Source organism: Allobosea sp., from assembly GCF_035944895.1.
Classification (GTDB): domain Bacteria; phylum Pseudomonadota; class Alphaproteobacteria; order Rhizobiales; family Beijerinckiaceae; genus Allobosea.
This window is the reverse complement of the sequence record NZ_DASZAT010000008.1, coordinates 28,168-47,517: the sequence shown is the minus strand read 5'-3', so window position 1 is coordinate 47,517 and position 19,350 is coordinate 28,168. Positions and strand designations below refer to the sequence as shown.

General features: G+C 67.1%; 17 protein-coding genes. 10 read left to right on the top strand and 7 right to left on the bottom strand.

Features of this window, described 5'->3' with window-relative positions; translation table 11 throughout:
* Nucleotides 1-200: 200 nt before the first annotated feature.
* The 5 genes from VGV58_RS11885 (at nucleotide 201) to VGV58_RS11865 (ending at nucleotide 5,887) form a co-directional block, all read left to right on the top strand.
* Nucleotides 201-1,820, top strand: a complete 1,620-nt coding sequence (locus VGV58_RS11885) for a GMC family oxidoreductase (RefSeq protein ID WP_465247884.1) — start codon at nucleotides 201-203, stop codon at nucleotides 1,818-1,820.
* Nucleotides 1,821-2,083: 263 nt separating this feature from the next.
* Nucleotides 2,084-3,139 carry a sugar phosphate isomerase/epimerase family protein gene (locus tag VGV58_RS11880; protein WP_326874226.1) on the top strand — a complete coding sequence of 352 codons (1,056 nt, stop codon included), beginning with the start codon at nucleotides 2,084-2,086 and terminating at the stop codon, nucleotides 3,137-3,139.
* Nucleotides 3,136-4,326, top strand: a complete 1,191-nt coding sequence (locus tag VGV58_RS11875; RefSeq protein WP_326874225.1) for a Gfo/Idh/MocA family protein — start codon at nucleotides 3,136-3,138, stop codon at nucleotides 4,324-4,326. The genes VGV58_RS11880 and VGV58_RS11875 overlap by 4 nt, the downstream gene beginning before the upstream one ends.
* 9 nt (nucleotides 4,327-4,335) lie before the next feature.
* Nucleotides 4,336-5,007 carry an SDR family oxidoreductase gene (locus VGV58_RS11870; protein ID WP_326874224.1) on the top strand — a complete coding sequence of 224 codons (672 nt, stop codon included), beginning with the start codon at nucleotides 4,336-4,338 and terminating at the stop codon, nucleotides 5,005-5,007.
* 4 nt (nucleotides 5,008-5,011) lie between these two features.
* Complete coding sequence (locus VGV58_RS11865; RefSeq protein WP_326874223.1) at nucleotides 5,012-5,887, top strand: SMP-30/gluconolactonase/LRE family protein; 876 nt, start codon at nucleotides 5,012-5,014, stop codon at nucleotides 5,885-5,887.
* Nucleotide 5,888: 1 nt separating this feature from the next.
* Here VGV58_RS11865 and VGV58_RS11860 read toward each other — a convergent pair whose 3' ends face one another.
* From VGV58_RS11860 to VGV58_RS11845, 4 genes are read right to left on the bottom strand one after another with little or no spacing between them, the layout of a single operon-like run.
* Complete coding sequence (locus VGV58_RS11860; RefSeq protein ID WP_326874222.1) at nucleotides 5,889-6,296, bottom strand: carboxypeptidase-like regulatory domain-containing protein; 408 nt, start codon at nucleotides 6,294-6,296, stop codon at nucleotides 5,889-5,891.
* A 3-nt stretch (nucleotides 6,297-6,299) separates the two neighbouring features.
* A complete protein-coding gene (locus VGV58_RS11855; RefSeq protein ID WP_326874221.1) occupies nucleotides 6,300-7,115 on the bottom strand; it encodes a carbohydrate ABC transporter permease in 816 nt (271 codons plus the stop codon).
* A complete protein-coding gene (locus tag VGV58_RS11850) occupies nucleotides 7,112-8,044 on the bottom strand; it encodes a carbohydrate ABC transporter permease (RefSeq protein ID WP_326874220.1) in 933 nt (310 codons plus the stop codon). The genes VGV58_RS11855 and VGV58_RS11850 overlap by 4 nt, the downstream gene beginning before the upstream one ends.
* A gap of 25 nt (nucleotides 8,045-8,069) precedes the next feature.
* Nucleotides 8,070-9,320 (bottom strand): ABC transporter substrate-binding protein, encoded by a 1,251-nt coding sequence (locus VGV58_RS11845; RefSeq protein ID WP_326874219.1) that lies wholly within the window; start codon nucleotides 9,318-9,320, stop codon nucleotides 8,070-8,072.
* A gap of 205 nt (nucleotides 9,321-9,525) precedes the next feature.
* Here VGV58_RS11845 and araD point away from each other — a divergent pair, with 205 nt between their 5' ends.
* Complete coding sequence (araD, locus tag VGV58_RS11840) at nucleotides 9,526-11,250, top strand: L-arabinonate dehydratase (protein ID WP_326874218.1); 1,725 nt, start codon at nucleotides 9,526-9,528, stop codon at nucleotides 11,248-11,250.
* Nucleotides 11,250-12,311, top strand: a complete 1,062-nt coding sequence (locus VGV58_RS11835; RefSeq protein ID WP_326874217.1) for a LacI family DNA-binding transcriptional regulator — start codon at nucleotides 11,250-11,252, stop codon at nucleotides 12,309-12,311. The genes araD and VGV58_RS11835 overlap by 1 nt, the downstream gene beginning before the upstream one ends.
* Nucleotides 12,312-12,325: 14 nt before the next feature.
* Here the strand turns inward: VGV58_RS11835 and VGV58_RS11830 are convergent, their stop codons facing one another.
* Nucleotides 12,326-13,459, bottom strand: a complete 1,134-nt coding sequence (locus tag VGV58_RS11830) for a mandelate racemase/muconate lactonizing enzyme family protein (RefSeq protein WP_326874216.1) — start codon at nucleotides 13,457-13,459, stop codon at nucleotides 12,326-12,328.
* Nucleotides 13,460-13,569: 110 nt separating this feature from the next.
* Here VGV58_RS11830 and VGV58_RS11825 point away from each other — a divergent pair, with 110 nt between their 5' ends.
* The 3 genes from VGV58_RS11825 to VGV58_RS11815 all read left to right on the top strand — a co-directional run bounded on the left by VGV58_RS11825 (nucleotide 13,570) and on the right by VGV58_RS11815 (nucleotide 16,719).
* On the top strand, nucleotides 13,570-14,376 hold the full coding sequence (locus tag VGV58_RS11825; protein ID WP_326874215.1) for an HpcH/HpaI aldolase family protein: 807 nt from the start codon (nucleotides 13,570-13,572) through the stop codon (nucleotides 14,374-14,376).
* A 5-nt stretch (nucleotides 14,377-14,381) separates the two neighbouring features.
* A complete protein-coding gene (locus VGV58_RS11820) occupies nucleotides 14,382-15,410 on the top strand; it encodes a Gfo/Idh/MocA family protein (protein WP_326874214.1) in 1,029 nt (342 codons plus the stop codon).
* Nucleotides 15,411-15,567: 157 nt separating this feature from the next.
* Nucleotides 15,568-16,719 (top strand): MFS transporter, encoded by a 1,152-nt coding sequence (locus VGV58_RS11815; protein ID WP_326874212.1) that lies wholly within the window; start codon nucleotides 15,568-15,570, stop codon nucleotides 16,717-16,719.
* 48 nt (nucleotides 16,720-16,767) lie between these two features.
* Here VGV58_RS11815 and VGV58_RS11810 read toward each other — a convergent pair whose 3' ends face one another.
* Together VGV58_RS11810 and ureC are read right to left on the bottom strand one after the other, a co-directional pair.
* Complete coding sequence (locus VGV58_RS11810) at nucleotides 16,768-17,349, bottom strand: TetR/AcrR family transcriptional regulator (RefSeq protein ID WP_326874211.1); 582 nt, start codon at nucleotides 17,347-17,349, stop codon at nucleotides 16,768-16,770.
* 296 nt (nucleotides 17,350-17,645) lie between these two features.
* On the bottom strand, nucleotides 17,646-19,349 hold the full coding sequence (gene ureC, locus VGV58_RS11805; protein ID WP_326874210.1) for an urease subunit alpha: 1,704 nt from the start codon (nucleotides 19,347-19,349) through the stop codon (nucleotides 17,646-17,648).
* Nucleotide 19,350 lies beyond the last annotated feature (1 nt).

Genomic DNA, 19,350 nt, shown 5'->3' with positions numbered 1-19,350 from the left:
AAGCGGGCTGGTGGCTACGTCACCGGTCTCTGCGAACCGGCAGATCGTCGGCCCTCCGCCCGAAGAGTCCGGCCTCTGAAGTCCGCAGCGCGCTTTCGCCCAGACGGGAGGTTGAGCGATGTGCGCTACCGACTCCATGACGATCTTGCTACGACGATCGCAGCGCAATGGCAGCATTGTCGATCGGAGGTCGCTTGAGCATCCGTCGCCATCTCGGTTCCTGGGACTATGTCATCGTCGGCGCGGGTTCGGCAGGCTGCGTGCTCGCCAACCGCCTCAGCGCCGATCCGCGCAAGCGCGTGCTGCTGCTCGAGGCCGGCGGCTCGGACAATTACCACTGGATCCATATCCCGGTCGGCTATCTCTACTGCATGGGCAATCCCAGGACCGACTGGGGTTACAGCACGGCGCAGGAAAAGGGCCTCAACGGCCGCGCGCTCGCCTATCCCCGCGGCAAGGTGCTGGGCGGCTGCTCGTCGATCAACGGCATGATCTACATGCGCGGCCAGGCCGCCGACTATGACGGCTGGCGCCAGCTCGGCAATCCCGGCTGGGGCTGGGACGAGGTGCTGCCGCTGTTCCGCAAATCCGAGCGGCATCACAGCCTGGGCGGTGCGTTTCATGGCCAGGAAGGCGAATTGCGGGTCGAGCGCCAGCGCCTGTCCTGGCCGATCCTCGATGCCGTGCGCGAGGCCGCCGAGGAGATCGGCGTGCCGAAGATCGACGACTTCAATGCCGGCGACAATTTCGGCTCGGCCTATTTCGAGGTGAACCAGAAGGCCGGCTTCCGCTTCAACGCGGTGCGCGCCTTCCTGAGCCCGGTGCGCAATCGCAGCAATCTGACGGTGCTGACGCAGGCGCAGGCCGAGCGCATCGTCTTCTCCGGCAAGCGCGCGAGCGGGCTCGAGCTGCGTCTCAAGGGCGAGCCCGTCCAGGTCGACGCCGCCGGCGAGCTGATCCTCTCGGCCGGCGCGATCGGCTCGCCACAATTGCTGCAGCTCTCCGGCGTCGGGCCGAGCGCCCTGCTGTCGCAGCACGGCATCGCCGTCCAGCACGAGCTGGCTGGCGTTGGCGAGAACCTGCAGGACCATCTCCAGATCCGTACCGTCTTCAAAATCACCGGCGCGAGGACGTTGAACGAGCGGCAGGCGAGCCTGCTCGGCAAGGCGGGCATTGCGCTCGAATATGCGCTGCGCCGTTCCGGACCGATGGCGATGGCGCCGAGCCAGCTCGGCATTTTCATGCGCTCGGACGAGCGTTTCGCCACGCCGAACATCGAGTTCCATGTCCAGCCCTTGTCGCTGGAGCGTTTCGGCCAACCCCTCGACGCCTTCCCGGCGATCACGGTCTCGGTCTGCAATCTCCGGCCGGATTCGCGCGGCCATGTCCGGATCGCCTCGGCGGATCCCTTCGCGCACCCGCGTATTGCGCCGAATTATCTCTCGGCCGACAGCGATCGTGAGGTCGCCGCCGCCTCGATCACGGCGGCGCGTCGCCTGATGGCGACACGGCGCATGCAGGCGTTCAGGCCCGAAGAGCTCAAGCCCGGCATCGCCATTCAGGAGCCCGACGAACTGGCGCGGGCGGCGGGCGACATCGCGACGACGATCTTCCACCCGGTCGGCACGGCCAAGATGGGCACCGATGCGATGGCAGTGGTCGATCCTGAGCTGCGCGTGCACGGCCTCGAGGCCTTGCGCGTCGTCGACGCCTCGATCATGCCGACAATCGTCTCGGGCAACACCCACGCACCCGCCGTGATGATCGCCGAGAAGGCGGCCCAGCTCATGACTTCGGGCCAGTCCGGCAAGAGCGCATAGCGGTTTTGCGTCAGCAATTCCGCGGGCACAACGGGACAGAGCTTTGAAGGCGAGCCAGTACTCCCCGGGAATGCTCTAGCCGTCTGCTCGCGAGAACTCGTCCCGTCTTGGCGTGTTGCCCGCGAGGCAACACCACGGCGGCACTCCGTCGCATCGGCGAGGCAGAATGGTGCCGGCATGGCAATCGATCAAACGCACTTGTTCTCTCTCGTGTAAGCGCTATCATCACTTGACCACTAGCAAGGCATCGGGGTGCGGCACCGTTGAAGACTATTCGCGGCCCGGGCCTGTTCATCGCCCAATATCTCGGTCCGGCTCCCTTCTTTTCCGATATCGACGGCATTTCCCGCTTCGCGGCGCAGGAGGGTTTCAAGGCCCTGCAGGTGCCGGTCCACGACAGGGCGATCATCGACACCGAGCGCCTCGAAGAGAGCGATTACATCGATAACTGGCGTGCGAGCGTCGAACGCCACGGCTTGGCTATCAGCGAGATCGCGGCCCATCGCGCCGGCCAGTTGCTGGCGGTCCATCCGGCCTATGACGGGGTCATGGACGCGTTCGCGCCTGTCGAACTGCACGGTAACACCGCCGCCCGCCAGCTTTACGCCGAGCAGGAATTGCGGCGCGCGATCACGCTCGCGGCCCGCATCGGTGCCGGCAAGCTCGCGACCTTCTCGGGCGGCCTGCTCTGGCCGTTCCTCTATCCCTACCCGCCGGCCCCGGCCGGCCTGATCGAGCACGGCTTTGCGGCGCTTGCGGCGCGCTGGCGCCCGCTGCTCGATTATGCCGACAGCCTCGGCGTCGATATCTGCTTCGAGCTCCATCCGGGCCAAGACCTGCACGACGGCGCGACCTTCGCCGCCTTCCTCGACCGCGTCGACCAGCATCCTCGCGCCAGGCTGCTCTACGATCCCAGCCACCTTCGGTTGCAGCACCTCGACTATCTCGGCTTCATCGACCGCTGGCACGCGCGGATCGCCGCCTTCCACGTCAAGGACGCCGAATTCCGCCCGAGCCCGGATCGCGGTGTCTATGGCGGCTATGGTGACTGGATCGACCGGCCGGGACGTTTCCGCAGCCCGGGCGACGGCGACATCGATTTCCCTGCCATCTTCAGCAGCCTGACCCGCTACGGCTATGACGGCTGGGCCGTGCTCGAATGGGAGTGCTGCCTGAAGCACGCCTTCGACGGCGCCCGCGAAGGCGCGCGCTTCATCGCCGACCACATCATCCCGACCACGCAGCGCGATTTCGACGCAAGGATGCGCCGCGCCGCGCCATCGGACGAGCTCGACCGCATTCTGGGGCTGAAACCATGAGCGAAGGCAATCCCGTGCTGGCCGCCCTTGGGCGGCCGATCCGCCTCGGCATTCTCGGTGGCGCCCCGCCCTCGATGATCGGCCCGGCCCATCGCATGGCCGCGGCGCTCGATGGCCGCTTCACCCTCGTCGCCGGCATGATGTCGTCGAAGCCCGAGCGCTCGCGGCGCGAAGGCATCGCCATCGGCCTCGCCGAGGAGCGTTGCTACGGCTCGCTCGACGAGTTGCTGGCGCGGGAGAAGGCGCGCCCGGACGGCGTCGAGGCGCTCGCCATCATCACCCCCAACGACAGCCACACCGCCTATTGCAAGGCGGCCTTCGCGGCCGGGCTCGACGTCATGGTCGAGAAGCCCCTATGCAACGATCTCGTCGAAGCACGCGAGCTCGCTGCGCTGGCGCGCAAGAGTGGCGTCGCGGTCGCGCTGACGCACACCTATTCCGGCTACCCGATGCTGCGCGAGATGCGCGCGCGCATCCTCGGCGGGCAGATCGGGGCAGTGCGGCTCGTTCAAATCGACTACCTCGCCGGTGGTAATGCGACATTGGTAGAGGCGACGCCCGAGGGCGCAGCGCGCTGGCGGCTCAACCCCGAGATCAGTGGCCCCTCGCTCGTCCTCGGCGATATCGGCACCCACGCGCACCATCTCGTCGGCTTCGTCACCGGCGAGGCGATGGCGTCGGTTTCGGCCGAGGTCGGCACGCTGGTGCCCGGTCGCAAGGTCCACGACATCGCGCAGATCCGCTTCCGTCAAACGGGCGGCGCCCGCGGCCGGATCGAGGTCAGCAACGCTGCCGCGGGGGCCTCCAACCTGTTCGTCATCCGGGTCTTCGGCGAGACCGGTCATCTCGCCTGGAGCCATGGCGCCCCCAACGAACTGGTGCTGGGCCGGCTCAATGGCGACATCGTGGTGACCGGCGCCGGCCGGCCCGATCTCTCGGCGGCGGCGCGGGATGCGACCCGGCTGTCGCGCCCCGGCCATCCCGAGGGGCTGATCGAGGCGATCGCCAATCTCTATTCCGGCTTCGCCGATCTCATCCTGGCGCGGCGCGGCCTCGCCCCCGCCACGGACATGGCAAGGCTGACGCCCTCGATCGAGGATGGCGTCGCCGGCCTCGCCTTCGTCATGGCCTGTCTCGAAAGCTCCGCCGCCGGCGGCGCCTCCACTCCCCTCGCCTCCAGCCTCTAGCGGAATCCCATGGCAACGATCGTCATCACCGGCTGCGACACCGGCCTCGGCGTCGAATTCGCCCGGCAGTACGCGGCCGAGGGCCACAAGGTCTATGCGACCTGCCTCTCGCCTGAGACCGCGCACGAGACCCGCGCCATCGCCGGGGATGTCGAGGTCCAAAAGCTCGACATGACCGACCATGCCGGCATCGCAGCCTTCGCCGCTTCGCTCGGCGGGCGCCCGGTCGACATCCTCCTCAACAATGCCGGCATCGGCCGGCCGCATCCGCCCTTCGGCGAGACCGACTACGCCAATTGGCGGCGCATCCTCGAAACCAACCTGATCGGCCCGATGAAGCTGGTCGAGACCCTGGTCGAGAACGTCGCGGCGAGCGAACTGAAGATCATGGCCTTCGTCTCCAGCCGCATGGGCTCGATCGCGCTGAACCAGAGCGGCGGCTCCTATGCCTATCGCTCGAGCAAGGCGGGCCTGAACATGCTGGTCAAGGGTCTCGCGGTCGATCTCGCGCCGCGCCATATCAGCGTCATCGCCCTGCATCCGGGCTGGGCCGCAACGGAGCCCGGCGGACGCGTGCCGGTCGAGGAAAGCGTCGCCGGCATGCGCGGCGTGATCCACCGCGCTGGTCGGCACCACACCGGCATCTTCCAGACCTATCACGATCAGCCCTTGCCTTGGTGACGCGATGAAGCCGCAGATCGAGACCGTCCTGCCCGGCCCTTTCGCCCTTGGGGAAGGCCCGTGCTGGCATGGCGGCGAAGGCGCGCTCTATTTCGTCGATGCGCTCAGGCCGGCGATCCATCGCTGGCATCCGGCGGAGGGATTGGCCACCTGGCCGATGCCGGCGATCGTCGGCTCCTTCGCGATAAAGCGTGGCGGCGGGCTGATCGCCTCGCTGCAGACTGGTTTCGCCACGGTCGATCTCGCAACCGGCGCGGTGACGCCGCTGGTCGATCCCGAACCGGAGAAACCCGCCAACGTCCTCAACGACGGCAAATGCGACAGGCGCGGCCGGTTCTGGTGCGGCTCGCGCGACGGCGCGCTGAAGGACCCGAGCGGCGCGCTTTATCGCCTCGATCCCGACCTCAGCGCTCACCGCATGGACCGAGGCTTCATCGTCTCCAACGGCATCGCCTTCTCGCCCGATGACCGCACCATGTACTTTGCGGATTCGCGGGCCGAGACCGTCTTCGCCTACGACTTCGACATCGATTCCGGCGCCATCTCCAATCGCCGCGTCTTCTTCTCGACCCGCGAGATCGAAGGACGCTGCGACGGCGCGACGGTCGATGCCGAGGGCTTCTACTGGTGCGCGCTGGTGCATGGCGGCAAGATCGCCCGGGTCGATCCGAAGGGGCGCTTCGACCGGCTGATCGACATGCCGGTCAAGCATCCGACCATGTGCACCTTCGGCGGCGATGGGCTCGACGTGCTCTACGTCACCAGCGCCGCCTCGATGCTGAGCGAGGAGGAGCGGGCGCGCACGCCGCAGGCCGGGAACCTGTTCGCCATCCATGGCCTCGGCGTGAAGGGCCTGCCGGAGCCGATGTTTGCGGGGTGAGTCAGCCCTTGCCGGAGAGGACGAGCGGCGCTGTCAACGTCGTGTTCTGCGAGCGGAAATAGAGCCGGATCGGGATGCGCTGGGACGAGCCGATGCCGGGCTTCACCGCGCTGAGCTGAATATGGTGAGAGGGGTTGCCGGTGATGCGGAAGCTGCCGTCAGCGCCTGTCTTGACGCTGCGATTCTCGGCGAAGGTGGTGAAGCTGAAGACCCAGAGCGTAACGTCGGCGCCTTCGACCGGCTTGCCCTGCGCGTCCAGCACCTGCCCGGTGACGAGCCCGTCATCATGCGTCGAGGCGTAGAGATCCCAGGCGCCCGCAACCGCGAGGATCGCGGCCGGGACCAGCACGAAGCGGTTGAGCAGCCACTTCTTCCAACCACGTCGCGGGCTGCCGGAATAAGCTTCCATCGCCTAGCCCTTCGTCGCGCCGGAGGTGAGCCCCTGGATGAACTCCTTCTGCGCCAGCAGGAAGAGCAGGATGCCGGGCGCGAGCACCATGATGCAGAAGGCGTAGAGCGCCCCGGTGGTATCCTCCTGATAGGACAGGAAGCGCGCCAGCCCGAGCGGCAGCGTCTGCATCTCCGGCGTCCGCGTCATGATCAGCGGCCAGAGGAAGTTGTTCCAGGACCAGATGAAGGAGAGGATCACGTTCGTTGCCATGGCGGACTTGGCCAGCGGCAGCATGATCGTCCAGACGATGCGCCATTCCGGCAGGCCGTCGACCTTGGCCGCGTCGATCAGCGAGCCCGGGATCGCATCGAAGCTCGCCTTGAACACGAAGATGCAGATGATCGTCGAGAACTGCGGCAGGGCCAGGCCGACATAGGAATTCAGCAGCCCGAGCTGGCCGGTGATCAGATAGGCCGGGATGATCGTCGCCTGGAACGGGACCATCATGCAGGACAGGAACAGGATCAGGATGAAGCCCTTGCCCCGGAACTCGCGGGTCAGCGCATAGCCTGCCATCGCGTTGAAGACGATGTTGGCCGCGATCGTGATGGCCGAGACGATGACGCTGTTCAGAAAGTAGCGGGCGAACGGGATCGCATACCAGACATCGACATAATAGAAGATGTTCGGGTTCTGCGGGACGATGTTGGGCGGATAGGTGAAGATGTTCTCGCCCGAGACGGAGGTCTTCATCACCCAGTAGAACGGCACCAGCATCACGAAGCACACCGCCATCAAGGCGAGGTGGATCGGCCAGGTCGGGGAGCGGCGCATCATTCCATGTCCCTCGCGCCGGCGTTGCCGCCGGAGAGCCGGTTCGCCGCCCAGGCGATCGTGATCAGGAAGACGAAGAACACGACCGTCACCGCAGCCGCATAGTCGAAGCGCGTCTGCACGAAGCCGAGCTTGTAGATGTAGGTGACGAGAATCTCGGTGGCCCGGCCGGGGCCGCCGCCGGTCATGACATAGACCAGGTCGAAGCTGGTCACCGAGTTCAGCATGCCGATGACGAAGCACAGGAAGATCGAGGGCCGCAGCAGCGGCAGGATGATGCGCCAGAAGCGGTCGCCGGCAGTGGCGCCGTCGATCTCGGCTGCCTCGAACAGCGAGCTCGGGATGTTCTGCAAGCCCGTGAGCAGGATGATCATGTAGAAGCCGAGCATTTGCCAGATATTGGCTGCGACGACCGAGGGCAGCGCCCAGAAGAACGAGTTCAGGAACGGGATCGGCGTATCGGTGAGGTGCAGCAGCCGGGCCACATAGTTCAGCAGGCCGACGCGCTCGTCATACATCCAGCGCCAGATGATCGCGACCGCGACCGTCATCAGCGGATAGGACAGGAAGATCAGCGTGCGGTAGACATTGCGGCCGCTGATGTTGGAATTGACCAGCAACGCCAGGCCGAGCGCCATCGCGATGCCGACCGGCGCCGACAGGATGATGAAGACGGTGTTCCAGAGCGATTGCCAGAACACCTCGTCGGTCAGCATCTCCTCGTAGTTCTCGAGGCCGATGAAGACCGCCGGCTTCAGTGGCGACCAGGCCTGGAACGAGAGCAGGATGTTCCAGGCCAGCGGCAGGATGCGATAGAGCAGGAAGATCAGCAGCGACGGCAGGAGGAAGCACCAGACCAGGATGGCCTGGCGCGTCGTCGCCTTGCGCAGGAACGAGGTACGCCGCCGTTCGGGCGCGGCGGACATAGCCATTGCCATAACCGGCGCCGCTCCCCGCTCAGGACCGGCGCATGACGCGCGTCACGGCGCGTTCGGCGTCGGCCAGCGCCGTCTTGGCGTCCTTGCGACCGAGCACGGCGTTCTGGATCTCGGCCCAGAAGGCGTCCTTGACCTGCGCATCGTTCGGCAGGGGCCAGTTGCCGCACATCTTGTCGGTGTGCTCGAGCTGCGTCAGCAGCACGGCATGGGCCAGCGGATCCTCGGCCTTGACCTTCTCCAGCCCGACCTTGTCGGCGGCGAGGTTGCCGGTGAGGATGCGACGGCGCAGGGAGAACTCGGTCGCCCATTTGTTGCCGGTCATATGCTTGACCAGAGCCCAGGCGAGATCCGGATTCTTCGATGATTTCGAGATGGCGAAGCCGTGATTAGTCGGCGTCGACCAGTTGCCGGGGTTCTGCGCCGCGCCGAGCGTGTCGGGATTGACCCAGGGCGCCTGGCCCTTGACGAAGAAATACGAGGCCGAATGGGCCTGCAGCATGCCGACATTGCCGGAGGCGAAGGCGCCGTTTGGCTCGACCCAGCGCCCGGTCCAGGCGATCTTGTTGATCCCGCCCGAGGCGGTCGCCTTGGCCAGCTTCTCCAGCACCTCGATCGTCTTGGGCGTGTTGAAGGCCGGCGTCTTCATGTCCGGCTTCAGCAGCTCGACGCCATTCATCTGCATCAACGGCCAGTAGAGCCAGTCGAAATTCAGCGTCAGGAAGCCGGTCTTCTCGCCCTTCGCCATCGCCTGGCTGAAGTTGACGATCTCGTCGAACGACTTGGGCGCGTCCGCCAGGCCGGCCTCCTTGAACATCGTCTTGTTGTAGAACAGCAGTGTCTTGGCGATGTAGAAGGGAATCACATAGTTCTTCTTGTCGTAGACGAAGCTCGCCAGGTAATCCTGATTGTAGAGCTTGGCGACATCCGGCTCCTTCTGCATATAGGGCGTCAAGTCGAGCAGGGCGCCATTCGCCGCCCACTCCACCCAGATCATCCCCTGCAGGTCGATGATGTCGGGAGCCGTGCCGGCGACGAGCTGCGTCTGGTAGAAGGCCGGCAGCTCCGGCCCCTTCTTGTCGAGCCACTCGATCTCGACGCCCGGATTCTGCGCCTTGAAGTCGGCGAACTCCTCTTTGAACAGCGCCTCCTGGTCGGCGATGTTCCAGGTCAGGATGCTGAGCTTGCGGTTCGACTGCGCTCGCAGATAGGCCGGCATCGCAACCGTTCCAGCCGCTGCCAGGCCGGTCTTGATCAGTGTTCTGCGGTCCATGCCGCCCTCCCTGAAATGAATTGGCGCCTCGCCTCTCCGGGCAAGCTTCGATAGCGATGATAGCGGTTACATTTACTCGGTCAAGGCGGGTTGATGTCAGCATAAATTTCCTTTTTTCAGGCAACTTCTGGTGTATTTCCTTCGATTGACAGGGTTATGAAAGCGATGTCATCTAACGCGAAATCCTGCCAAGGAGTTGCCGCCGTTGCCGTCCCGCCGCCCTGAAGAATTGCGCAGTGCGCGCTGGTATTCGGCTGAAGGCATGCGCGCCTTCGCCCATCGCCAGCGCATGCAGCAGATGGGCCTGCGCCGCGAGGAGTTCATGGGCCGGCCGGTGATCGCGATCCTGAACACCTGGAGCGATCTCTCGCCCTGCCACGCCCATCTGCGCGAGCGGGCCGAGGCGGTGAAGCGCGGGATCATCCGCGCCGGCGGCCAGCCGGTCGAACTGCCGGCGCTGTCGCTCGGCGAGGTCATGGTCAAGCCGACCACCATGCTCTACCGCAACCTCCTCGCCATGGAGGCGGAGGAACTGCTGCGCCAGCACCCGATCGACGGCGCCGTCCTGCTCGGCGGCTGCGACAAGACCACGCCCGGGCTGCTGATGGGCGCGCTCAGCATGGATCTGCCGGCGATCTTCTGCCCGGCCGGGCCGATGCTCAACAGCAGCTGGCGTGGCACGCGCGTCGGCGCCGGCACGCACACCATGAAATACTGGAACGAGTACCGGGCCGGAAAGCTCAGCGAGACCGAGCTGGTCGAGATCGAAGGCATCTCGACCCGATCGCCCGGCACCTGCAACACCATGGGCACGGCTTCGACGATGACCGCGATCACCGATGCGCTCGGGCTGACGCTGCCTTTCGCCTCCAGCATCCCCGCCATGGATTCCGCCCATACCCGCATGGCCTCGGCCTGTGGCGAGCGGATCGTCGAGATGGTCTGGGAGGACCTGAAGCCCTCGCAGATCCTGACGCAGGGCTCGGTCCGCAACGCGCTGCATGTCGATGTCGCCCTCTCGGGCTCGACCAATGCGGCGATCCACCTCATCGCCATGGCGCGGCGCGCCGGCCTCACGATCTCGCTCGACGACTTCGACGCGATCGCTCGGGAGACGCCGATCCTTGCTAATGTCTTCCCGGCCGGGAATTTCCTGATGGAGGATTTCTACTTCGCCGGCGGCCTAGGCGGGCTGATGTCGCGGCTGACGGACCGGCTCGACCTCAGCGCCCGCAATGTCCTCGGCCAGACGCTGGGCGAAGCGCTGGAGCGGGCACGGGTCGTCGACGAGGATGTCATCCGGCCGCTCTCGAACCCGGTCGGCGCGATGCCCGCCATCGCCGTGCTGCGCGGCAACCTCGCCCCTGACGGCGCCGTCATCAAGCCGTCCGCCGCGACGCCCGAACTGCTGGTCCATCGCGGCAAGGCGGTCGTCTTCGACGGCCCCGTCGCCCTCGCCAAGGGCGTCGAGGACCCCGACCTCGATGTCGATGAGACCAGCGTGCTCATCCTGCGCGGCGCCGGCCCGGTCGGCGCGCCCGGCATGCCGGAATGGGGGGCGCTGGCCCTGCCGAAGAAGCTGCTCGCCAAGGGCGTGCGCGACATGGTCCGCATCTCCGATGCGCGCATGAGCGGCACCCATTACGGCACCTGCGTGCTGCATGTCGCACCGGAATCGCATGTCGGCGGCCCTCTCGCTCTGGTCCAGACCGGCGACGAGATCGTCCTCGACGTGCCGAACCGGCGCCTGGACATGCTGGTCGACGAGGCCGAGCTCGCCCGGCGCAGGGCCGCCTGGAAGGAGCCGCCGCCGCTCTATGGCCGCGGCTACGGCATGCTGTTCCAGCGCACGGTAACCCAGGCCGACAAGGGCTGCGATTTCGATTTCCTCGAACATGGCCCGCCGACGGCCGAACCGGGCATCTTCTGATGAATGGCAGCAAGGAAGCCGAGAGGACGAAGCCGGCGCCCGCTTTGCGCGGGCGCTCCGGCACGGCGCGCCCGCGCATGGCCGATGTCGCGCGCATCGCCGGCGTCTCGACCGCCACCGTCTCGCGCGCGCTGCGCCAGCCCGAGCTCGTCTCGCCGGAAGTTCGCGGCAAGATCGCCGCGGCGGTCGAGCATCTCTCCTATCGGCCGAACCTGATGGCCGGCGCGCTCGCCAGCGCCCGCAGCAAGACCATCGGCGTGATCATCCCCTCGATGATCAACGCCTTCTTCTCGGTGACACTCGAAGCGATCGAGGAAGGACTGGCCGGCGCCGGCTACCAGCTCCTGATCGGCAACAGCCATTACGAGATGGAGAGCGAGGAGCGACTGATCGCCTCGATGCTGGCCTGGTCACCCGCCGCGCTGGTCATCACCGGTTGCCGGCACAGTCGCGGCGCGATGCGCGCTTTGCTCGATACCGACGTGCCGATCGTCGAGATGTGGGAGCTCACCGACAACCCGATCGACACCGCCGTCGGCTTCTCCCAGCGCGATATCGGCGTCGCGGTCGCCCGGCATTTCAAGGAGCGCGGCGCCAGGCGCCTCGGTTTCGTCGGCGCCATGCACCAGCGCGATTATCGCGCCGATGCCAGACGCGCCGGCTTCTTCGAGACCGCGCAGAGCATCGGCTATGAGCCGCCGGCTGAAGTGCAGCTTCCCGGCCTGCCGACCTCCGTCAGGGGCGCCAAGGCCTTCGCCGAGCTGATGGCCGGCCATCCCGATGTCGACGCCGTGCTGTGCACGAACGATGTCGTGGCGCTCGGCGCGCTGTTCGAGGCGCAGCGCCTGGGTTGGTCCGTGCCGGACCGGCTGAAGATCTGCGGCGTCGGCGATGTCGACTTCGCCGCTGCCTGCGAGCCCGGCCTCAGCACGGTCAGCCTGCCGCGGCGGGCGATCGGCCTCAAGATCGCGGAGGTGCTGCGCGAGCGCATCGCCGGCCATCTGCCGACCGGCGGCGTTCACGATCTCGGCTTCGAGCTGGTGAGGCGGGGCAGCACGTGACCCCTCCCATGCGCCTACGCCGCGCGCGCGACGATCTCGTCCAGGTCGCCGGAAAGGCCGATGCCGGGCCGTTCGCTCAGCGTCACCCTGCCGCCAGAGAGCGGCATCAGGCCGGCAATGAGATTGTCGCGCCACGGGTTCGGGTTCGTGTCGATCTCCAGCAGGCCCTCGCCGCCCGCCGCTGCCAGCAGATGGGCCGAGGCCAGGAGGCCTACGCCGCCGCCGAGATAATGCGGGCAGTACACAAGGCCCGCCGCACGCGCCGCCCGGGCCACCGTCAGGCAGCCACTGAGCCCACCCCATTTCGCTGCGTCCGGCTGCAGGAAACGGAAGAGCCCCGAGGCGATGGCAGCCTCGAATTCCGCAGGCGCGTTCATGTTCTCGCCGGCTGCGATCGCGATCGGCATCGCCTCGTGCAGGCCGAGCCACTCATCGAGCGGGCGATCGGCCCGCAAGGGCTCCTCCAGCCAGTCCAGCCGGTAGTTGGCGAAACGCCTGCCATGCAAGACGGCCTGGTCGAGGTTCCAGCCCTGGTTGGCATCGATCATCAGGCGGCGATCGCCGATCGCGCCGCGGATCGCGTCGAGCGATTTCGTATCGGTCTCCATGCCGAAGCCGACCTTCAGCTTGAAGCATTCATGCCCTCGCGCCAGCTCGCGCGCCGCCACCTCCGCCGGCGCTTCCGGGCCGATGCCGCTGGCGTAGGCGCCGACCGAGCCCGAGGCCTGCCCGTCGAGATAGCCATAGAGCGGCAGGCCCGCGCGCCGTGCCGTCAGGTCATGGCAGGCGATGTCCAGGCCGGCGCAGACCTGGCGCAGCGGCCCCCATTCGCCCGATTGGATGGCGAGGACGTGCAGCCTATCCATCAGCCTCGCGAAGACCTCGCCGACCGGCAGCGGCGAGAGCTGCTGCAGCAGCGGCCCGGCCGTCTCCAGCACGAGCCGCGCCCGGTGCTCGGCGCCGACCGAGGGGAAATTGCACCAGATCTCGCCGAGACCGCGATGGCCGCCGGAGTCCTCGACCTCGACGAAGACGGCCGGCCGGTCGCGCATGATGCCGAAGGAGGTCCGCACATGCGTCTCGATCGGCGCGCGCACCGCCACTGCCCTGACGGCGGTGATGACGACCTCATCCGACGGGTAGGCCATGTCTCCAGCACTCCGGCTCGTCCTCATGCCGGATTAGACCGCCCCGAACACCCCGCGCCAGCTTTTTCGCGCACGGCGACCAGACCTCGCCATCTCCGGGAGAGACGCTCATGACCGATATCCACGCCACCCGGCCCAATCCGTTCCGCGAGGCGATGCGCCAGGGTCGTCCACTCGTCGGCATCTGGTCGATGCTGAACAGCGTCGATGCGACGGAAGCGCTCGGCTGGTCCGGCTATGACTGGTTGCTGGTCGATGGCGAGCACGCACCTGTCTCGCTGCACGATGCGATGGCGCATTGCCGGGCTATCGCCGCGACGCCGACCATCCCGATCGTGCGGCTGCTCTGGAACGATCCGCTGCTGATCAAGCAGCATCTCGACGCCGGCATCGCCACGCTGATGCTGCCCTTCGTGCAGACGTCGGAGGAGGCCGCCCGCGCCGTCCAGTCGCTGCGCTATCCCCCGCACGGCATCCGCGGCATCGCCGCGATGCACCGGGCCAGCCGCTATACCCGCTTCAAGGACTATGCGGCGCAGGCGAGCCAGTCGCTGTTCCTGATCGTCCAGATCGAGACCAAGGAGGCGCTCGACCGCTGCGAGGAGATCGCGGCCGTTGATGGCGTCGACGCCGTCTTCTTCGGGCCGGGCGATCTTGCCGCCAGCATGGGCATGCCCGGCCAGGCCGCCCATCCCGACGTCACCGCTGCGATCGAGGATGGGCTCAGGCGCTGCCGGCCTTTCGGCAAGGCGGTCGGCGCGCTCGCCCCCAATGACGAGATCGCCGAGCGCCATATCCGCTCCGGCTTCGATTTCGTCTCGGTCGCCAACGACTTCTCGCTGCTCCTGCGCAATGCCGACGCGGCCGCGGCGCGCTTCCATGGCGTCGCCGACGGCGTCACGACCAGCAAGGCGTGAGCGCGATGCGTGTCGGACTCGCCGGTTTCGGCGCCTGGGGGCGCCTGCATGCGCGGGTCTACGCGCAATTGCAGGGCACAGAGCTCGCGGCGATCTTCTGTCATGGCGACGCGACGGCGCAGGCTGCCGCCTCAGCCCATCCCGATGCCGTGCTCGTCCGCAGCGTCGAGGATCTGATCGCGCTGCCGCTCGACGTCGTCGCGATCGCCGTGCCGAACCACCTGCATGCGCGCTACGCCGTCGCTGCCTTGAGGGCGGGCAAGCACGTGATCCTGGAAAAGCCCCTCGGCGTCACCTTGGCCGAATGCGACGCGGTGCTTGCCGCGGCGCGGGAGAGCGGCCGCAAGGTCGCGGTCAATCACGAATTGCGGGTCTCGCAGCAATGGCGGCAGGTGCGCGAGATCATCGCTGCCGACGAGATCGGGCGGGTCACCCACCAGCATCTCTCGCTCTTCCGCCGCCCTTTCCGGCCGGGCTCGGGCGGCTGGCGGCAGGATGAAGCGCGCGTCGGCTCCTACAGCCTGGAAGAGCTGGTCCACTTCGTCGATCTCGTGATGTGGTACGCAAGGGAGAACGGCCTGCCCGATCGGGTCACCGCGCGCGCCAGCGACGGCTCGGCGATGCCGCAGACGCTCTCGGCCTTGCTCGACTGGCCGGACAGCTCGAGCGCTCTGGTGACGCAGTGCCTCGCCGGCTTCCAGCACCATTCCCTGCTCGAGATCGCCGGCAGCGCAGGCGCGATCCGCACGAGCTGGAGCGGCGCCTTCGATCGCGCCGAGCATCCGAGCTTCTCGCTCTGGGTCCAGGCCGCCTGCGAGAGCGACGCCGGCGAACGCCCGATCGCCTTCTCCGGCGAGCTGTTCGAGCTTGAACAGAACCTTGCTGTCGCCCTCGCCTCCTTCGCCGGCCAGGGTGAGCCATCGCTCAGCCTCGTCGAAGCGCGCAACGCCGTGGCCCTCTGCCTCGCCATCCAGGAAGCCGGGCAAGCGGTGAGGCCGGTCTCGCTCGCCGACTACTGGATCGCGCCCGAATAGCAGCATCGCGACGGTGGCACGGCCGCACCGCTACCCGAGCCGTCGGATTGACAGCCTCGCAGGGCTTGCTAACCAGGCTCCCGAGGTAACGTCCTCGCTCCCCCCAGGGGATTTCAATGTCCGGGAACGGCCCGGCCCTTTTCGCTGGGGCCGGCCCATGACGACTGCCACGACCACGACAGCAAGCCCCGTGCCGCTGATTCGCTGGTTCATCTCCTCCGCCACCCTGACCGTCCCGCAAGCAGCCGGGCCGGTCGCGTTTGCGCTGATCGCCCTGGCGCTCACGGGAGACACCAGCGGCGGGGCGGGAATGATCCTCGCAATGACGCTGGCGCAGGTCGCCGGCGCGATCCCGATCACCCGGGCAGGGCGAGGCCTGCCGCCCGCGATCTTCCTGCGGCTGCTGGTCCTGTTCCGCACGGTGGCGCTCGGCACCGTCGCCTTGCTGGCGCATTATTCGGCGCCCTTCATCTGGCTGGTCGTATTCTCGGCGCTGGCGGGGGCGGTGAACGGCGCGGCGTTCGGATATCTTCGGACGATCCTCAACCAGCTCACGCCGCCAACGAAGCTGCCGAGGGCGCTCGGCATCGCAGCCACGCTCAACGAGGTGACGTTCGTCCTGGCTCCCGTGGCGGCGTCCGGCCTGGGCACCCTATCCCCCGTGCTCGCCGTCCTGGTCATCGCAGCCCTCGGCGCAATTCCGGCCCTGCTCGTCCCCACGGTCATCTCGACGCCGTCCGAAGAGGTCCATCGGGCCGACACCTCGGTCATCAGCCCGGCGATCCTGCTCTGGCTGGCCTGCGCGGCGGCAGGCAGCTCGACCGTGGCGGCTCTGGAGATCGGCGCCGTCGCCCTGGCGCTGCATTTCGGCTACGCCCCCGCTTTGGCCATCCTGTTCACCGTCCCGCTCTGCATCGCCTCGGTGGCCGGCGGCATCTGGGTCAGTGTCCGCAACCGCATGGGAAGCCGCCGCGCGGTCCTGATCCAGCTGATGATCATGACGGCCGGGGCGATGCTCGCTGCTGCCCAGATCTCGATGGCTGCCACGGTCCTTGGCGCCGTTCTGGTCGGAGCGGTGCTTGCTCCGCTGGGAACCCATTATTCGCTCGCCCTCGATTCGCTCGCGCCCCCGGAAAAGCGCCCCGAAGTCTTCGCATTGCTGCGCACCGCGAATGCCACCGGGATCATCCTCGCGAGCGCGGTGATGACTGCCGTCTCGCTGGCGACGGCCCTGATCGTGGTGAGCTCGCTGATGGTCGCCGTCGTGATCGTCGTTGCCATCGCCTCGCGCCGGCGTTCGACAGGCTGAGCAAGACGCGACCCGACGGCAGGGGACGGTTACGCCTGATCGCAGCCGCTACCGCCCGGCCCTGATTCCGTCGAGCAGGGTCGTGATGGCGAGTGCCGCGACCTGGTTGCCGCTGGCGCCGCTGGCGCGCAGCCATTCCGGCACGCGGTTCAGCCCACCGAGGAAATACGGCACCATCAGCTGCAGATCGATGCCGGCATCGACCTCGCCGCTGGCGACGCCGCCGGCGAACAGATCGTGCCAGAGCTGGGCATAGGTCTCTCGCATCTTGCGGCTGCGCCGCTTGATGACCGGCGGCAGATACTCGTAGACATGCATGTATGTCTGGTCCTTGCCGACCAGTCCCGCAATGTGCACCCCGACAGCCGCAGAGAGCCGGTCTGCGAATGGAGCCTCCTTCGGCAAGGCCCGCATCGCCTCCGTCACGCGGGCATGGAGCGTTTCGATGCCCTGATTGAGGATCTCCTCGACGATCTCATCCTTCGACTTGAAGTGATAGTAGAGGCTGCCGGCCTTCATATCGACCAGCGCCGCCACCGCCCGCATGGTGCACGCATCGTAGCCTTTGCGCACGATGATCTCGGCGGCGGCGGCGAGGATCTCGCCGCGCATCGGGCTTGGCTTCGTCACCTCCGCTGTCGCGGTCCCGGCCGACCTTCTCGCGCTGCGTGCTCTCATGCCTTGCCTCGCGCGCCTTCGGCTCTCGCGCGGCCGCATTCCGGCCGGATGCCCATTCCGTAACGGAACATGGGCTTCCGTCACTATCGCCCCTCGCAGCACGGATCAAGGCGACCCATCAAACGTTCGTTTCAGGCACCCGCGCCGCCGGCGCCGATTTTCATGTCGTCCTTCAAGGGATCGTCCCGGCACTGTCGCAAGCCGATCGGACTTCTCCCACGGCGCAGATCCGTGCCGGCTTGTCCCCCTCAGAACAGGAAGTAGCGCTGTGTCATCGGCAGGGAGGTCGCGGGCTCGCAGGTGATCAGCTCGCCGTCGATGCGCACCTGATAATTCTGCGGATCGACCTCGATCTTGGGCGTCAGCGTGTTGTGGATCATGTCCTTCTTGCTGACGCCGCGCGTGCCCTTCACCGCCACCAGCTGCTTCTGCAGGCCGAGCCGGTCGCCGATCCCGTCGTCGAGCGCAGCCTGCGAGACGAAGGTGACCCCGGTCCTGCCGCGGGCGCGCCCGAGCACGCCGTACATCGGCCGGTAATGGACCGGCTGCGGCGTCGAGATCGAGGCGTTCGGATCGCCCATCGGAGCGGTGGCGATCATGCCGCCGATCAGCACGAGCGACGGCTTGACCCCGAAGAAGGCCGGCTTCCAAAGCACGAGATCGGCGCGCTTGCCGACTTCGACCGAGCCGATCTCATGGGCGAAGCCATGGGTGATCGCCGGGTTGATCGTATACTTGGCGACATAGCGCTTGCAGCGGAAATTGTCGTTGCGCGCGCTGTCCTCCGGCAGGGGCCCGCGCTGGACCTTCATCTTGTGCGCCGTCTGCCAGCAACGCAGCGTCGTCTCGCCGATGCGGCCCATCGCCTGCGAATCCGAGGACATCATCGAGAAGGCGCCGAGATCGTGCAGGATGTCCTCCGCCGCGATCGTCTCCTTGCGGATGCGCGATTCGGCGAAGGCGACGTCCTCGGGGATCTGCGGGCTGAGGTGGTGGCACACCATCAGCATGTCGAGATGCTCGTCGATGGTGTTGACCGTGTAGGGCCGGGTCGGATTGGTCGAGGACGGCAGGATATTCTCCTGGCCGGCGGCGGTGATGATGTCCGGCGCATGGCCGCCTCCCGCGCCTTCCGTATGGAAGGAGTGGATGGCGCGGCCCTTCATCGCCGCGAAGGTGTCGGCGACGAAGCCGCTCTCGTTCAGCGTGTCCGAGTGCAGCGCGACCTGGACGTCCATCTCGTCGGCGACGGAAAGGCAGTTGTCGATCGCCGCCGGAGTCGTGCCCCAGTCCTCATGCAGCTTGAGGCCGATGACGCCGGCCCGGACCTGCTCGCGCAGCGGCTCGGGCAGGCTGGCATTGCCCTTGCCGAGCAGCCCGACATTGACCGGCAAGGCCTCGATCGCCTCGAGCATGCGATGAATGTACCAGGGGCCGGGCGTGACGGTGGTGGCGAGCGTGCCGACGGAGGGGCCGGTGCCGCCGCCGACCAGCGTCGTGGTGCCGCTGGCGAGCGCTTCATCGGCCTGCTGCGGGCAGATGAAATGGATATGGCTGTCGATGCCGCCAGCGGTCAGGATCTTGCCCTCGCCGGCAATGACGTCGGTGCCGGGACCGATGACGATGTCGACGCCGGGCTGGATGTCGGGATTCCCGGCCTTGCCGATCGCCGCGATGCGCCCGCCCTTGATGCCGACATCGGCCTTCACGATGCCCCAGTGGTCGAGGATCACCGCATTGGTGATGACAAGGTCGACGACCTCGGCGGCGTTGCGCTGGCCCTGGCCCATGCCGTCACGAATGACCTTGCCGCCGCCGAAGGTGACCTCCTCGCCATAGACGGTGCGGTCCTCCTCGATCTCGATCACGAGCTCGGTATCGGCGAGGCGGATGCGGTCGCCCTTGGTCGGACCGTAGAGCGAGGCATAGTTCTCGCGGGTGATGCGCACCATC

Excerpts from the sequence above, each read along its gene's own strand:
- VGV58_RS11875 (WP_326874225.1), top strand. The coding sequence starts at position 3,136 with ATGAGCGAAGGCAATCCCGTGCTGGCCGCCCTTGGGCGGCCGATCCGC.
- VGV58_RS11860 (WP_326874222.1), bottom strand. The coding sequence starts at position 6,296 with ATGGAAGCTTATTCCGGCAGCCCGCGACGTGGTTGGAAGAAGTGGCTG.
- VGV58_RS11845 (WP_326874219.1), bottom strand. The coding sequence starts at position 9,320 with ATGGACCGCAGAACACTGATCAAGACCGGCCTGGCAGCGGCTGGAACG.
- VGV58_RS11815 (WP_326874212.1), top strand. The coding sequence starts at position 15,568 with ATGACGACTGCCACGACCACGACAGCAAGCCCCGTGCCGCTGATTCGC.
- VGV58_RS11870 (WP_326874224.1), top strand. The coding sequence starts at position 4,336 with ATGGCAACGATCGTCATCACCGGCTGCGACACCGGCCTCGGCGTCGAA.
- VGV58_RS11850 (WP_326874220.1), bottom strand. The coding sequence starts at position 8,044 with ATGGCTATGTCCGCCGCGCCCGAACGGCGGCGTACCTCGTTCCTGCGC.
- VGV58_RS11865 (WP_326874223.1), top strand. The coding sequence starts at position 5,012 with ATGAAGCCGCAGATCGAGACCGTCCTGCCCGGCCCTTTCGCCCTTGGG.
- VGV58_RS11835 (WP_326874217.1), top strand. The coding sequence starts at position 11,250 with ATGAATGGCAGCAAGGAAGCCGAGAGGACGAAGCCGGCGCCCGCTTTG.
- ureC (WP_326874210.1), bottom strand. The coding sequence starts at position 19,349 with ATGGTGCGCATCACCCGCGAGAACTATGCCTCGCTCTACGGTCCGACC.
- VGV58_RS11830 (WP_326874216.1), bottom strand. The coding sequence starts at position 13,459 with ATGGCCTACCCGTCGGATGAGGTCGTCATCACCGCCGTCAGGGCAGTG.
- VGV58_RS11820 (WP_326874214.1), top strand. The coding sequence starts at position 14,382 with ATGCGTGTCGGACTCGCCGGTTTCGGCGCCTGGGGGCGCCTGCATGCG.
- VGV58_RS11855 (WP_326874221.1), bottom strand. The coding sequence starts at position 7,115 with ATGATGCGCCGCTCCCCGACCTGGCCGATCCACCTCGCCTTGATGGCG.
- VGV58_RS11825 (WP_326874215.1), top strand. The coding sequence starts at position 13,570 with ATGACCGATATCCACGCCACCCGGCCCAATCCGTTCCGCGAGGCGATG.